A 15,015-nucleotide genomic window follows, 5' to 3' on the forward strand; every position below is an offset into this window, starting at 1 on the left:
TTTAATGAAAGAAATGCAAACAGGTTTTCCAACAGGTTTTTTATGGGGCGGCGCAACTGCGGCCAATCAAATAGAGGGGGCTTATTTAGAGGATGGGAAAGGCTTATCTACCTCCGATTTTGCGGCGTACAAGGATCCCTATCAAGGAGAAAAGATCGATAATTTTACTTTTAATGTGACCTCGAAGGAATTGGCAGCATATAAAGCGAATCCAGAAAAGTATCTATTCCCGAAACGTTGGGGCATTGATTTTTATCATCGTTACCAAGAGGATATCGCACTATTTGCGGAAATGGGCTTCAAAACCTTCCGCTTCTCTATTTCTTGGGCGCGGATTTTCCCAACTGGAATGGAAGAGGTACCCAACGAAGCGGGTTTAGCTTTTTATGATAAAGTAGTTGATGAGTGTCTAAAATATGGCATTGAACCGTTGGTAACTATCTCCCACTATGAAATGCCCATTGCTTTGACGGAAACGTACAATGGTTGGGCAAGCCGTGAGTTGATTCCATTGTTTGAAAAATTTGCTGGGGTATTGTTTGATCGTTACAAAGGCAAAGTGAAGTACTGGATTACCTTTAATGAAATGAATATGAACCTAAATAGTTTGTATACCGGAGCAGGAATTTTAGAAGATTTAATCGATCCTGAGGAAAAAATGCAGGTGACCTATCAAGCTTCTCATCATCAATTTGTGGCCAGTGCCTTAGCCGTGAAGCTGGCACATGAGCGTATGCCAGAAGCAAAAATCGGCTGTATGATTAACCAAATTGAATCCTATGCTAAAACGACTAAACCAGAAGACCAGCTGCAAGCGTTAAAATCTAATCAACTAAATATGTTTTATCCAGATGTTCAAGCTCGGGGCGAATATCCGTCTTATATGGCCCGTTATTTTGCAGATAATCAGATTGAATTGGTGATGGAAGCCGACGACGAGAAGATTTTGCAGGAAGGAAGGGTTGACTTTGTTGCAATTAGTTACTACATGTCTCACGTGACCGAAGCTAGAGATGATGCAGCTGAGATAGCAGGTTCTTTTGATAGCCCAATTAAAAATGAGTATCTTGAGCTGTCTCAATGGGATTGGCCAATTGATCCAATTGGTTTACGGATTTCATTAATGAAGCTGTATGATCGCTACCGTCTGCCGCTGTTTGTCTGCGAAAACGGCCTAGGAGCAAAGGATGTACTCACTGAAGACAACAAAGTGCACGACGATTATCGCATTGATTATTTGAAAAAGCATGTTGTTCAAATGAAAGAAGCGATTGAAGATGGTGTGGATTTGATGGGCTACACTACGTGGGGCTGTATTGATTTAATTAGCTGCGGCACCTCACAAATGTCTAAACGTTACGGTTTTATCTATGTTGATCAGGACGATCAGGGGCTGGGGAGTTTGAAACGTTATCGTAAGGATTCCTTTGAGTGGTATAAGAAAATTATTGCAGAAAATGGGAATGAAGAACTGAAGTAAAAAGAAATTAAAAGCAAACAAAAATTGACTATTTATGTCAATTTTGTTTGCTTTTTACTATATTTTAAGCCGAAATATGTTCATTTTAGTGAGTTTCCTCTATAGTAGGACTAAGAGGTCAAAAAAAGGAGAGGATTCCCTTGGCAAAAGAATGGACGAAGCAAGAAGCTAAACAATTGCTGGAACAGCACCAGCAGTTTTTTGCCACTCACCAAACCAAAGATCTGAATTTTCGTGTGGCACAATTAAAAAATTTGCGACAAAGTATCGTGGATTATGAAAAACAGTTAATGGAAGCTTTACAACAGGATTTGGGGAAACACCCCTTAGAGTCGTATGCAACAGAAATCGGTTTTGTTTTAAAAAGTCTCAGCAGCATGATCAAAAAAGTTCCTAAATGGGCGAAGGATCAACGGGTCAGCACGCCATTTTTCTTGTGGCCCTCCAGTAGTCGGATTCATTATGAACCCTATGGAACAGTATTAGTGATCGGTCCTTTCAACTATCCGTTTCAATTATTGATTGAACCATTAGTGGGTGCTTTGGCTGCTGGAAACTGTGCAGTGATTAAGCCTTCCGAACTGACACCAAACTTTTCACGAGTGGTTAGTGATATGATCAAGAACACCTTTGATTCGAAGTATGTTTCAGTCGTTGAGGGTGGTGTTGACACTAATAATGCATTGTTAAGTTGTCCTTTTGACTATATCTTTTTTACTGGCAGCGAAAAGGTTGGTAAAATAGTGATGCAGGCAGCTGCAGAACATTTAACACCGATAACGTTGGAATTGGGCGGGAAAAGTCCAGCAATTGTTACCGAAAATGCTGATGTTCGCCTAGCTGCTAAACGAATTATTTGGGGAAAAACGATTAATGCCGGACAAACCTGTGTAGCCCCTGACTATGTGGTGGTTCATCAGCAAGTGAAAAAGGCGTTTATTCAAGAGGTTTGCAATGTGCTGGAAGAATTTTACGGTACGCGTATTGAAAAAAGTGATAGTTATGCTCGAATCGTCAATGAGAAGCATTTTATTCGATTAGCTGACTTAATGGAAGAGACACAGGATGAATGGCTGTTTGGTGGAGAAATGAATCCCGACGATTTATACATAGAGCCGACTCTTTTGGAGGCTTCTTGGAAATCTGCTGCTATGGAGGAGGAAATTTTTGGACCGATTTTGCCAGTGATTTCCTATACCAATCTAGATACAACCATTTCTGAGATTAACAAAATGGCCAAACCATTAGCGATGTATATTTTCTCCCAAAACAAACAGCAGCAGGATAAAATTATTAATGAGACCAGCTCAGGTGGTTTATGTATTAACAATACCGTAATGCATCTGGTTTCAGACAACATGCCTTTTGGCGGTGTGGGCAGCGCAGGAATCGGGTCTTACCATGGCAAGTACAGCTTTGAGACGTTTTCCAACGCCCGCAGTATCTTGTCATCAAAGAAGCTAGATACACCGTTTATTTTCCCGCCCTACACGGAAAAGAATTTGGCGTGGATACGAAGGATATTGAAATAAATAATACAGCCTCGCAAAGGTTAAGCTGCGGGGCTGTTTGTTGTGCAATGGGGTATGAATTATTTACTGGGTTGAGACTTATCAAAACGATAGCTGGCAACAATATATTCAGTGTGAGCATTAACAATTTTTGCAAAGCTTTTAATGCCATTTTTTTGAAAGCGGCTCAAAAAGGTCATAATGTACAGAATGTCACGTGAATGTCTCGAAGGAACAGCCTTTCTGTCGATCCCTCTAATTTTTAAAAGTTTTCGTTTGCCGGCGCCATCTTTGTATTGAGCGATCAGGGTAGCTTCCTCTGTAACCTCACGACTGCCAGAAGAAAGATAGGGCCCTATAATTTTTAAGATTGGGTCGTTTCTTGAAGCATAAAACAGGTATTCTTCGGGGCTCTCAAATAAACGAGTGATTAGTCTGCTCCATTCATCATTCGTAAAATAATCGCGAAAGAAGAAATACAGATTTCGATTTTCAGGAAGCTTTTGTCCCGTTAAAAACAAGGAGCGAATGAAATCCTTCATAAAAAAAGAAAAATCATCTTTGCTGTAGGCATTACGAACTTGGACAGAAAGAGCGCATTCGATGATGTAGGCACTGTCCTCGGTCTCCGCATAGTATTCTAAAAAACGTTCTTCTAATTTTTGGCGAGTCGTGTTAAAAAGTTGGCGTTGCTCAAGGGGTTTTGTTGGCATTATAATAACTCCTTATCATTTGGTGTATAGTTCTATTATGAATAAAGGTTTGGTAAAAAAGCAAGAGTAAATAAAAAAAGTTGTCTCTGCGTAACATCCAGCACATTTTTCATTATTCAATGAGGTTTTCAGAATAATGGAGCTTTAGAAAAGTCCCCCTCATTTAGAAGGTTAGTATCTCTCCCTCATAAATCTAAAGTGTACAAATTTTCCCCAAATAGAGGATCAAAATTTTTATCATTAGATCACTAAAAAACCAATTGTTCGGATACTTTTTTAATAAGTCACTCAGATTCACGCTGGCTGATTTTCACAAAATTACAAACACCTTTTTTTAGCTCAGACAATAAAGTCAACATAAGTGAATGTTTGCGGATGTTGATTGCTGAAATATCGATAGCGGTATTATTTATTTTTACATCATGATAATTTATCGAACTATCTTTGAGCTGCTGAAGTGGATTTGTCGAAAATGTCGCGTTTGTCAGAGGAAAGCAAGGATTTCAGTGGACTAACGGTTTGGGTGCGATCAGTAGCTTGTATCATTTAGTCTTTCAAGTTTTTAAAGTATCGTTCAATTACAGTAGGCATTCGTTGTCTAAAAAATAGGTACGAAAGAGAAACAAAGCTGTTTTTTTAAAGAAAATAGTCTACTTGTGTACAATACGAATCGAACGGATTCTTTTGCTAGAAAGGAAAAAATTTCTTGGTTTAAACAATGTGCACTTGGACAGTAATAAGCACATTCGAGTCTATTTTTAATTTATTTCAGGGATAAGAAGACTCTTTTATTAGTAAGAGATGACCTCTTCATAACGAGTGCTTCACCTGATTAATTCAAATAGATTTTAGTAATTGAATTGAATTTTTATAAAAGGCTCATATTTTTTTAGATAGAGCAAAACTCATTGAAATAGTTATTCTGAAATAGTAAACAACTTTATCAAGGATTCTACATTCCATCCTGATCTAATACAAGTATTCAGTCTTTTCCCACTTTGGTGAAGGAAAATTATCAAGAACGATTGTGTTTTAGGAAACTGAGGCCCCTTTTTTCCTCTATAATAAAGGATGATATTTTTACAAACAGTTGTTGAAGCAGCATTTTTTTCTGCAACAAGTGTACGAGATGTTGAAGCGACTTGTTGCAACGAATTGTAATATTCAATCTTTTAATCCCCACTTATAATTAAGCCATGATCATGATAACGCTATCAGAGATGAAGGCCTTTATTCCAGATAGTTAGGAAGTGTTTATCATTATGCTTACAAAAAGACAAAAAGAGTTGCTGGAATTATTGACGCAAGAAAATAACTTTCAGACAGTTGAGTATTTTGCAAGCAAGCTAGGGGTTTCTAAACGGACGACCCACATTGAATTGGGAATTATTGAAGAATATGTTCAAAGTTCCGGAGAGTATCTTGAAAAGAAGCGTGGAGTCGGAATTGCTTTAAGAGGTCTAAGGGAAGTGGCGTCCGCCAAAGAACACAATGAAGGAAGTGATCTATACGATACGTTAAGCCGTAGAATTCAAATTATGAATATGCTGCTGTTTGAAGAAAAAATAGTAAGTTTTAATCATTTGTCGGAGAATTTTATGGTGAGTAAATCTTCTATCATTAAGGATTTCGAATTCATCATGAAAATATTAAATGTAGGATCCAACATCAAATTATGTAGTGATATTCATGGTACCTCATTAATCGGCTCAGAAGAAGAAATTCAAAAAGCGCTGCTGCAATTTAATCGGTATTTGTTAAGTAATTCCGATATTTATTCAGATGACGATTTTGCGGAGAACATCAAACTGCTGAATACTTATTATGGAGAAAGCTTGATCAGTGTTTGTTCTAATATTTTGTACACCTATGTCAGAGAAAACGTAAATGCGATTTCTGATTATTATGTTCAAAATATTTTGAATATTTTTATTATCCTCGTCTTCAGAATAGCGAAGCTCAATCATCTGGAGGGACAAGCAAGCAGTACGTTGGAAGCCAATATTTTCTTTGAAGAAAGTGCTGTCAGAATGTTGCATAAAGCAGCCTTACGATTGGGGCTTTCTTATACCAATGAGGATGTGCAATATCTTTCATTGCATTTAGTATCCAATCGTTTTGAACCATTACCAGAAGATGAGATTGATGAAGTAATTGTGGATCAGCTGCTTGCTAAGGTTTCTGAGGCCTTGAATATCAATTTCTCTAGCGACCAGAAGCTGGAGGAACAGTTAAAGAATCATATCCCGCCCATGATCTACCGTCTCAAGTCAAATAATAAAACAGAAAACCCGTTTACATCGCAAATAAAGAACGAGTTCTCTTTAACCTTCAATGTGATTTGGGTTGTTTTAAGTGAGTATGAACAAGAGCTGGGAATTAGCTTTAACGAAGATGAGATTGCCTTTTTAACCATGTATTTTCAGGCAGCTATTGAACGGGCCAGAATGAATCGTAAAATTTTGATTGTCTGTCAGATGGGAATTGCTACCTCAGAATTATTAATCAATCGAATCAAAAATGTCTTGCCTTCTTTGGATACTTTTGAGATAGCTTCAATACCTGAGTTAGAACACACAGACTTTGATCAGTATGACCTAATCATTTCGACCATTAAAGTGGAGATTCCAAGAAAAAAGGTCATTCTAGTTTCTCCTTTCTTAACGAATAAGGATATTGATGAGATCAAAAATTCTGGTTATCGACCAAACAAGGTGAATAAGGTTGTTAAATTTGCTAGGAGTCATCATTTAAAGAAATTTACCAGAAAAGAAACACTGTACGTAAATTCAGCATTTACTTCTAAGGAAGAGCTGATTACTCAGATCGGTGATCAGCTGGTTATTCAAAATATTGTTGAGCCAAAATTTATTGAAACGGTTCTTGAGAGAGAAGAGGTAGGAGGAACAGATTTGCCTTCCGGTACGGCAGTTCCTCATGGCAACTCAACCTGTGTCAATCAAACGACAATTATAGTAGTAAAAAATAGTAAGAAGTTCAAATGGAACAGTTATTATGTGGATATTGTTTTTCTGATTTGTATTGCTAAACAAGATACCTTCGAGACGAGAAATATCTTATCAGATATCTATAACATTATCGATAACAATGAACAATTAAAAGAATTACGTGAAGCAGCCTCGAAAGATGAGTTGTACAAAAAACTCGGGAGTGATTAGTATGGAAAAAATTCAGGAAAACAGCAGAGATGTTATTTCAACGGATCTCATTTTTTTAGACAATGAATTGAACAATCAAGAGGATGTGATCCATTTTATTGTGGAGAATGCGGAATTTGTTGGATATGCAGCTGACGCAGATGAATTGTATCAAGCAGTGAGACGTCGAGAAGAAGAAATTCCAACCGCTATTGGCTATGATATTGCGATCCCTCATGGAAAAACGGAAGCAGTAACAAATCCATTCATTGCTTTTTTAAGAGTGAAGAGAGCTTTTCAATGGACGGTTCAAAGTGAAGAGAGGGTCCGTTTAATCTTTCTCATTGGGGTTCCAAAAAACAGTGAAAGCAAACTGCATCTTAAATTCATTTCAGAAGTCAGCAAAAAATTATTAGATGATGATTTCAGAGCCAAGCTATTAACAGAAACAGACAAAAATAAAATTTTTGAACAATTGAGTTCAATCTCAATCTAAGGAGGAATTAGGATGAAAGTAGTAGCAGTTACAGCGTGTCCAACAGGGATCGCCCATACGTATATGGCTCAGGAAGCTATTGAAAAGGAATGTAAAAAACGTGGGTATGAGGTTCAAGTAGAAACCCAGGGGAGTATGGGAATTGAGAACGAATTAGAGCAGGATACTATTGATGAAGCAGATGTATTAATTTTAGCGGTGGCTATTGATGTGGAGGATGGCGAGCGTTTTGAAGAAAAAATTGACTCTGGAAAATCACTTTCTGTTGACCCTGGAGAAATGATTAAACATCCTGATAAATACTTGGATCAAGCTGAAAAACTATAAAATGGACAGGGAGAGAAAAAATGAAGAAAGAAAATAAATTCTTTAAAGACGTTCAAAAGGCCTTCAATACTGGGGTTTCCTTTATGCTGCCATCTGTAGTAGTGGGAGGTATCTTTTTAGCGGTGGCTTTAGCAACGGGTACTGCCACTGATGCAGGCATGGAAATTACCAGCCCTTTTATGCAGAACTTGAATGATTTAGGGGCTGCTGGTTTTGCGATGATGATTCCGCTATTATCTGGTTATATTGCTCATTCGCTTGCTGGTAAGCCTGGCTTGGTCCCTGGAATGATTTTAGGATTTGTTGCTAACAATCCAATTGGTACAGGCCAAGTTAAAACGGGCTTCTTGGGCGCAATGATCATGGGGGTAGCAGCAGGATACTTTGTTCGTTGGTGTAAAACCTGGAAAGTACCGGCAACCATTCGTACCATTATGCCGATTTTGATTGTACCTGTTGTTTCAACCTTTGTTTTAGGTATGTTTTATATTTATGTCATTTCAATTCCAATTGGCGCAGCAATGGATTGGCTAGTACAAGTTCTGGGACAGATGCAAGGTGGCAGCGCAATCCTGTTAGGTGTGATCATTGGTGCGATGACGGCTATCGATATGGGCGGTCCTATCAATAAGACAGCAACAGCGTTTACTTTAGCATTAATGGCTGAAGGTGTTTACGGACCCAATGGCGCTCACCGAATTGCTTGTGCTATCCCGCCTTTAGCATTAGCGATGTCTACTTTTATTGATCGCAAAAAATATACTTCCGAAGATAAAGATTTAGGCATTTCTGCTTTCTTTATGTCCTTAATTGGTATTACAGAAGGGGCTATACCTTTTGCGGCCAAGGATATCAAACGTGTTCTGCCTGCGATCATCATAGGTAGTGCAGTAGGCGGAGCGATTGGAATGGCTACCGGGGTAGAAGCCCTAGTTCCTCACGGCGGATTCATTATCCTGCCTGTTGTTAATGGCAAAGTCTGGTATGCTATTGCCATTATTGTTGGGGCCGCTATTTCAGCCGCCATTCTTCACTTTACTAAACCAAGCCTAGTAGACGAAAAGACTAAGGTGAAAAAAGAAGAAACCAATAAACAAATCGAAGTAGCTAAATAAACATTCTGATAGTGCCGATTCCTGAAGGGAGTCGGTACTTTTTACTTGATTTACTATGAACAGCCAGCGATCATCCTTTATTTTCGTTTTTTTCCTCGTTTATTTAACTGATTCAGCAGCCCCTGTTTGCTTTGTTTATTGCGATTCTTTTGTTCCAGTAGTTTTTGGTATCGTTCTTTGTTGCTGAGCGGCTTTTCAGGTGATATAGGTACAGTCCTTTTTTCTGGTTCTAGCTGTATCTCTTCTTTAGTTAACGCCGTTTTCAACTGGTCTTCTTGAGCTTGATAGGTTTTCAGTGCCGAATCGGGTATAGTGGAGCGATCGATCGTTTTCAAGGAGTCTTTTTGTCCTTGAGTGTCTTTTTTAGTGGATATTTTGTCAGTTGATGTATCAATTCCTGCTTCTTGCCCAGCGTCAGTTGCTTCACTAGTTGACGTAAGTTCGACTTTTGTGTCTGATTCGTGAGCGCCTTCTTCTATTTTTTGAGTGGTAATTGGCAGTAGCTTACCCGCCTTAGCCTGTAACTTCATTGCTTCTTCTTCAGATCGACTGTCAAAGCTTGGTTCATAGGTCATGAAATCAGCATAGATCGGCTCCACAAATCGTCGCACACCGTCTTTTTCAAAAATGGTTAGTGTACCTAGAATTGATAATAAGGCATAATGCTCTTCATTGGTGATGTTGGGATTGACATTGCTTAGACTCCAGCTGTGTCTTTTGCCATTGGCATCCTTAAAATAAGAAATCATGTTGGTTTTCTTTTCGGTAGGAAATTCCCCAGAATTTAATAAGGGGCGAAGGTCTTCTAAGTATAAACGAGTACTTTCGGTAAGCTGCTCGTATTCTTCTTGGCTGCTAAATAGACGATTAATGACGGTTTGCCATTCGCTATCATTGAAATAATCTCGAAAGTAGACACAGGAAAGAGGGATGGAAAGTATCTCTTCATTCTCTAGGAATAGTGAACGAATTAAGTCCTTAGCCATGAAAGAGAAATCAGACGTACTCAGTCCATTGCGTACAGATATCGCAATAACAGAAAAAATGACACGAATTGCGTCGCGAGATTGATGGAAGTGGTCGGTTATTCGTTTCTCCAAGTTAGCACGGTTTCGCATGCCAAAAATTTGTCTGTTCTCAAGTTTTTTTACGGTTACCATTAGTCCATCTCCTATACAAACTTTCTTTTGAAAACATTTTATATTAAATGCCTTTATTTTGTCAATATTACGTCGCAATCACTTATCTTTATAAAAATAATTTTTTTAATTAGTATTTTTAGATTATTTCGAACAGCGTAGGATATTAATATTTTGATAATAATTTGCCGTGTATTTCGCGTCTTATTTGATTATTTATCGATTATGAACTAGTTATCTCTATCAGAAAAGCCTGGAAAAAATTTTTGAGAAATTTTTTTAGTTCACTTTTTTTTGCAGCAAGTTTAGTCAGCGATACCCAAATCAAGAGTAAAAAAAACTGTCCACAGGCAGTGATACTCCCATGTTGAGAATAATAAAAATAACAAGTGTCAAGTCAATAAATTTTTTTTGATACTAGCAATATAAAGAATTCAATAATCCGGTTTATTGAATGGTTGGTCAACTTATACCAAGATTACTTACAAAGAATGCTCTGAGTTCAAGGAGGAACTCAAGAAAATTCACTTCGTTGTTAAACGATTCGTAAGCGATCTCAATAGCTGGAACGCATTTAGTGATAGTGACTTGAGGGGAATGATTATTAGAAACTATGAATGTACAACGGACCTGGTCGTAACGACTGGCGATTTAGTGTAAAATAAAGGAGATCGAAGCATGGTCACGTTGATTGCTTCAAGCTTTCTTATAATAACAGGAGGAGACAAAATGACTACCATTATTTTTGATGTAGATGATACTTTATACGACCAGTTAACACCTTTTCAGCTGGCTTTTGAGGATGTTTTTCATGATCCAACCATTCCAATTGAAGAGCTGTTTAAATACAGTCGTATTTACAGCGATGAAGTTTTCCAACAGACTGAGGATGGCTTGATTAGTCTGCTGGACATGCAGATTTATCGTATAAGAAAAGCTATGGAACATTACGATCGTCAAATTACTGATCAAGAAGGAACAGAGTTTCAGAAAAACTATCAGTACTACCAAAGTCAGCTTCAGTTAGATCCAGACATGAAGGAAGCTCTAGATTTGTGTGTGCAGCACAAAATTCAGATCGGCATCATCACCAATGGTCCGTCTAAGCATCAACAAAAAAAGATTCGCCAGCTGGAATTAAAAAAATGGGTGCCTGAGAAGTATATTTTTGTTTCTGGTGAGCTGGGGATTGCTAAACCAGATATTCGGGTTTTCCAGCAAGTGGAAGAAGTGATGGATTTAGACAAGGCCAATACGTACTATATTGGCGACTCTTATCCTAATGACATCATCGGGGCTAAAAGAGCAGGATGGCAGGCTATCTGGGTAAACCGCCGCAATCATCCGATTCTTTCCGAAGAGTATTTTCCTGACTATATTATTGATTGCAATACTAAGATTCAGCAGCAACTTCTTGCGCTAATCACACCAAAAAATTAAGACTTGCCCTCGTTTAAAAAATTGTTCTTAGCTAAATGCAGCTGAGGACGGTTTTTTCTGCAACAAGTCATTACTGGCTGCAACAATTCCCGTTTAATGCACCGACTTGTTGCAACGAAATGTAATATTCACCAGTTGCTTTCCAGCCTATACTTTAAGTGTGATAAGGATCTGTTATCAAAAAAGTTAGGAAATGGAGAGGGACTTAACATGGAAAAATTACCTATAAAGGCAGTTGTAGAGGGACTATTAAATTTACAAGCTACGGGTGAAAGTGCAACACTTCTTGGAATCGGCCCAATGTCAAAAAATTGTGTACAGGCAACTTTGGAGTTATCTAAAGACGATGATTATCCGGTTATGTTTATTGCCAGTAGAAATCAGGTGGATGCCGATGAATTAGGCGGCGGTTACGTGAATGGCTGGAACCAATTCACTTTTGCTAAAGCAGTAGAAGAAGTAGCTGCAGAAATCGGCTATGACAACTTATACTATTTATGTCGTGACCACGGTGGACCATGGCAGAGAGATAAAGAACGCAACGACCACCTGCCAACTGAAAAAGCAATGGAATTAGGTAAAAAATCTTATGTGGCAGATATTGAAGCCGGTTTTGATTTATTGATGATTGATCCAACTAAGGATCCATTTGAAGTAGGTAAAGTGATTCCTTTAGATACCGTTTTAACACGAACCGTTGACCTAATTGAATTTTGTGAACAAGAGCGTAAAGCCCGTAATTTGCCAGAAATCGGTTACGAAGTAGGAACAGAAGAAACGAACGGCGGCTTAACTTCAACTGAGACTTATGAAACATTTATCCTGCGATTAAAAGAGGAGTTGGAAAAACGTGGATTGCCAATGCCAACCTTCATCGTCGGACAAACCGGAACCTTAACTCGTAAAACTGAACAAGTAGGAACTTTCAATTTCAAAAATGCTTATGACTTGGCACAAATGGCGAAATCATACGGTGTTGGATTGAAGGAACACAATGGCGATTACTTAGATGATGTGACATTATTAGAACACATTCCATCACAAATTACGGCAACCAATGTGGCTCCACAATACGGAACGGAAGAAACACGAGCTTACTTAAACCTAGCTGCTGTTGAAGCTAAACTAGTTGAGTATGGTTTAGTTGAGGATGCATCAAATACACACGAGGTGCTATTGAAGCATGCGATCAAGAGTGAACGTTGGCGAAAATGGATGGTTGGCGCACAAAAAGAATTGACAGTAGATCAAATCATGGAACAAAATGATGCGCAGCTTCAGGCTGATATTTTGGATATCGCGGGTCACTATACCTTTAATGACGACGAAGTTAAAGCTGAAATCGAAAAAATGTATGCGAACCTGAACGCACACAACATTGACGGTCAACGTTATGTAGTCGATCACATTAAGCGCCCCATTCGCGACTATGCAGAATGCTACAACTTAAACGGTGTGACAACTCGGATTAAAAAAAACGTTAGATAGACTAAAAAGTACTGCGTCGGTGATTAAACGGTGCAGTATTTTTTCTTCTATCCAGAAAGGAACTAAACGATGAAAAAAGCGTTTATTTTTGATATCGATGACACCATTTACGACCAGCAACAGGCTTTTCAACAAGCCTTCGAGAATCAAAACATTCAAGATAGTGAGAAGATAGACGGTTCACAGTTGTATAAGCTGGTGCGTGAGTATGGCGATGAAAGTTTTCAGGATGGTTTTGAACAATCGAAATTGCGAAGTATGCAAATTCATCGTATTCAACAGGCTCTACAAGACTATAAAATAACTATTGATGACAATCAGGCACTGGCCTTTCAGCTTGACTTTGAGAAGTTTCAAGAAGAAATCCAACTGTTCCCCGAGGTTGAGCAGCTGTTTGATACTCTGACCGAAAGGAAAATAACTGTCGGGATCATTACTAATGGGACCAAAGAAAAGCAAGCGCTAAAAATTAAAAAGTTAAGGCTGAACCAGTGGATTTCTCCAGAAAATATGCTGATTTCTGAAGAGGTGGGGGTTTCTAAACCCAATATCCGTATCTTCAAAACGCTGGAGGAAAAGCTGACAATTCGGAAAGAAAATCTATACTATATCGGTGATAATTTTTTGAATGATATAGTAGGAGCACAATCCGCTGAATGGAAAACCGTGTGGGCGAATTATCGCGACCATCAAACTACTGACGAAACAGTAATTCCAGATTATGTAGTTGAAAGTCCAAGAGCGTTGATTCAGACAGTAAAAAAGCTGGCTGCTGGAATGAAATAAGGACAAATTAATTGTTGAATTGGGTGTGGGGTTCAGTTTGTTGAGTATTTCTTTCCGTGAAAGGGGAAAGCTGATACGTTTTTATTGGTTATGGAATCTTAACAGATGGATAGCTGCATTTTTTTTGAAAGATTCACAACATTCTAAAGGGTTTGTAAATCCGGAAGGCTTGGTAATCATAATAGACTGCCAAAATACTGGCAGGGCCATCAGAGGAAACTGTTAGAAATTCACACTGGACAGAAAGACTGCCAAGCTCGAGTATGTCAAGCCAACCCTGATAAGACAGAATTTTTTTCCAGTAAGCTGGACTTCTCAACCTTGATGTCTTTAAACAAAGATTCAATTCCTTGCATGTGGATTGACTGAAGAAACTTTTTTTGAGTATGAATTTAGTAGTAAATGACAAATAAAAACAGCCTAAACTGAGACTGCTTTCCAATTCACCTTCATTAAAATTGCTACTCATCCTCACATTGCCAAACTTTGACCCCAGCTTCAGCATACGCTTTGGTGTCTTTTCCAGTTGTAACCATCGTATCCAGCATACTGACTGGGCCAATCACATAATTTGAAATCGTGTCTAGCTTTTCTTCTGTGACTAGGCTTATGGTTTCCATAGACGATTCTGACATATATTTTTTTAACAACGATTCTTCAAGCGTAGGAACGGTTAGACCAGTCACAGCATCAATGTTATACATACCCATTAAATAATAATCTACTCGGATTTTAGCAATTTTATCGGCCATCTCTAGCCCCATGTTCACCATGTATTTATGATTTAAAGTGCCGCCCAAAACAATAACCTCCAAGTTCTGGTGCATCTCCAAAGCCATTACGACTGGCGGACTGTTGGTGATAATGGTTGCTCGAAAGGATTCGTTTAGGGCCTTGGCGAAAGCTAGATTGCTGGTTCCACCATCAATTAAGATAACACTGTCCTCGTGAACTAGCGAGGCTGCTTTTTTAGCCAATAAATTTTTTTCGTTGGTTTTGCTGTTGACTCTGTATTGGAACATGGTTTCTGGCGGACCGATCTGAATGGCGCCGCTGTGAATCCGTCTAACCAGCTTCTTTTGATCCAACTCTCTTAAATCTCGGCGAATCGTATCCTCGGAGACTTTTAATTTCGCCGCTAAGTCTTTTGCTAAGACTTTTTTTTCTTCATTTACCAATTCAACAATGCGCTGCTGCCGCTCCACTCTCTTCATTCATTTTCCTCCGTAAAAAAACACGATAATACAAAATCTATCTAATTAAATACTTGAAAGCTTGATCCCACAAGCTTCCAAGTCTATTTTTAGCTTTAGCTTTATGTCAAACAAAATTTTGTTGCCTTAGGTAGCAAAGTGACCACTT

12 protein-coding genes are annotated in these 15,015 nt (G+C 38.5%); 9 read left to right on the forward strand and 3 right to left on the reverse strand.

The window, feature by feature from the left end; translation table 11 throughout:
• Positions 1–4: 4 nt before the first annotated feature.
• Complete coding sequence (locus IGI46_RS23670) at positions 5–1,480, forward strand: glycoside hydrolase family 1 protein (protein WP_429974414.1); 1,476 nt, start codon at positions 5–7, stop codon at positions 1,478–1,480.
• Between the two features lie 140 nt (positions 1,481–1,620).
• The gene (locus IGI46_RS23675) at positions 1,621–3,012 is read left to right on the forward strand and encodes an aldehyde dehydrogenase (protein WP_429974415.1); all 1,392 of its coding nucleotides are present in this window, start codon (positions 1,621–1,623) and stop codon (positions 3,010–3,012) included.
• 59 nt (positions 3,013–3,071) lie between these two features.
• Here IGI46_RS23675 and IGI46_RS23680 read toward each other — a convergent pair whose 3' ends face one another.
• Positions 3,072–3,704, reverse strand: a complete 633-nt coding sequence (locus IGI46_RS23680; RefSeq protein WP_429974416.1) for a hypothetical protein — start codon at positions 3,702–3,704, stop codon at positions 3,072–3,074.
• Between the two features lie 1,262 nt (positions 3,705–4,966).
• Between IGI46_RS23680 and IGI46_RS23685 the strand changes: the two genes are divergently transcribed.
• Genes IGI46_RS23685 through IGI46_RS23700 form a run of 4 tightly spaced genes read left to right on the forward strand, consistent with a single transcriptional unit; the run spans position 4,967 to position 8,800 of the window.
• Complete coding sequence (locus tag IGI46_RS23685; protein ID WP_429974417.1) at positions 4,967–6,883, forward strand: BglG family transcription antiterminator; 1,917 nt, start codon at positions 4,967–4,969, stop codon at positions 6,881–6,883.
• A 1-nt stretch (position 6,884) separates the two neighbouring features.
• Positions 6,885–7,358, forward strand: coding sequence for a fructose PTS transporter subunit IIA (locus tag IGI46_RS23690; RefSeq protein ID WP_207704658.1), 474 nt, complete (start codon positions 6,885–6,887; stop codon positions 7,356–7,358).
• A gap of 12 nt (positions 7,359–7,370) precedes the next feature.
• Complete coding sequence (locus IGI46_RS23695) at positions 7,371–7,685, forward strand: PTS fructose transporter subunit IIB (RefSeq protein WP_207704657.1); 315 nt, start codon at positions 7,371–7,373, stop codon at positions 7,683–7,685.
• Between the two features lie 20 nt (positions 7,686–7,705).
• Complete coding sequence (locus IGI46_RS23700; RefSeq protein WP_429965428.1) at positions 7,706–8,800, forward strand: PTS fructose transporter subunit IIC; 1,095 nt, start codon at positions 7,706–7,708, stop codon at positions 8,798–8,800.
• 77 nt (positions 8,801–8,877) lie between these two features.
• On the opposite strand, the gene IGI46_RS23705 is transcribed toward IGI46_RS23700, so the two are convergent.
• Positions 8,878–9,960 carry a hypothetical protein gene (locus IGI46_RS23705; RefSeq protein ID WP_429974418.1) on the reverse strand — a complete coding sequence of 361 codons (1,083 nt, stop codon included), beginning with the start codon at positions 9,958–9,960 and terminating at the stop codon, positions 8,878–8,880.
• Between the two features lie 708 nt (positions 9,961–10,668).
• Here IGI46_RS23705 and IGI46_RS23710 point away from each other — a divergent pair.
• The 3 genes from IGI46_RS23710 to IGI46_RS23720 all read left to right on the forward strand — a co-directional run bounded on the left by IGI46_RS23710 (position 10,669) and on the right by IGI46_RS23720 (position 13,653).
• Positions 10,669–11,379, forward strand: coding sequence for an HAD family hydrolase (locus tag IGI46_RS23710; RefSeq protein ID WP_429974419.1), 711 nt, complete (start codon positions 10,669–10,671; stop codon positions 11,377–11,379).
• A gap of 210 nt (positions 11,380–11,589) precedes the next feature.
• Entirely contained in the window at positions 11,590–12,867 is a 1,278-nt protein-coding gene (locus IGI46_RS23715; protein WP_429974420.1) for a class II D-tagatose-bisphosphate aldolase non-catalytic subunit, read from the forward strand.
• 69 nt (positions 12,868–12,936) lie between these two features.
• Positions 12,937–13,653 (forward strand): HAD family hydrolase, encoded by a 717-nt coding sequence (locus IGI46_RS23720; RefSeq protein ID WP_429965424.1) that lies wholly within the window; start codon positions 12,937–12,939, stop codon positions 13,651–13,653.
• 461 nt (positions 13,654–14,114) lie between these two features.
• Here IGI46_RS23720 and IGI46_RS23725 read toward each other — a convergent pair whose 3' ends face one another.
• On the reverse strand, positions 14,115–14,867 hold the full coding sequence (locus tag IGI46_RS23725; protein WP_429965423.1) for a DeoR/GlpR family DNA-binding transcription regulator: 753 nt from the start codon (positions 14,865–14,867) through the stop codon (positions 14,115–14,117).
• Positions 14,868–15,015: the final 148 nt, after the last annotated feature.

This window comes from Enterococcus sp. AZ163 (genome assembly GCF_050498925.1).
Taxonomy (GTDB): Bacteria; Bacillota; Bacilli; order Lactobacillales; family Enterococcaceae; genus Enterococcus_A; species Enterococcus_A ferrettii.

Coding starts and splice junctions, on each gene's coding strand:
- IGI46_RS23670 (WP_429974414.1), top strand. CDS start 5: ATGAAAGAAATGCAAACAGGTTTTCCAACAGGTTTTTTATGGGGCGGC.
- IGI46_RS23695 (WP_207704657.1), top strand. CDS start 7,371: ATGAAAGTAGTAGCAGTTACAGCGTGTCCAACAGGGATCGCCCATACG.
- IGI46_RS23705 (WP_429974418.1), bottom strand. CDS start 9,960: ATGGTAACCGTAAAAAAACTTGAGAACAGACAAATTTTTGGCATGCGA.
- IGI46_RS23720 (WP_429965424.1), top strand. CDS start 12,937: ATGAAAAAAGCGTTTATTTTTGATATCGATGACACCATTTACGACCAG.
- IGI46_RS23715 (WP_429974420.1), top strand. CDS start 11,590: ATGGAAAAATTACCTATAAAGGCAGTTGTAGAGGGACTATTAAATTTA.
- IGI46_RS23725 (WP_429965423.1), bottom strand. CDS start 14,867: ATGAAGAGAGTGGAGCGGCAGCAGCGCATTGTTGAATTGGTAAATGAA.
- IGI46_RS23710 (WP_429974419.1), top strand. CDS start 10,669: ATGACTACCATTATTTTTGATGTAGATGATACTTTATACGACCAGTTA.
- IGI46_RS23680 (WP_429974416.1), bottom strand. CDS start 3,704: ATGCCAACAAAACCCCTTGAGCAACGCCAACTTTTTAACACGACTCGC.
- IGI46_RS23700 (WP_429965428.1), top strand. CDS start 7,706: ATGAAGAAAGAAAATAAATTCTTTAAAGACGTTCAAAAGGCCTTCAAT.
- IGI46_RS23690 (WP_207704658.1), top strand. CDS start 6,885: ATGGAAAAAATTCAGGAAAACAGCAGAGATGTTATTTCAACGGATCTC.
- IGI46_RS23685 (WP_429974417.1), top strand. CDS start 4,967: ATGCTTACAAAAAGACAAAAAGAGTTGCTGGAATTATTGACGCAAGAA.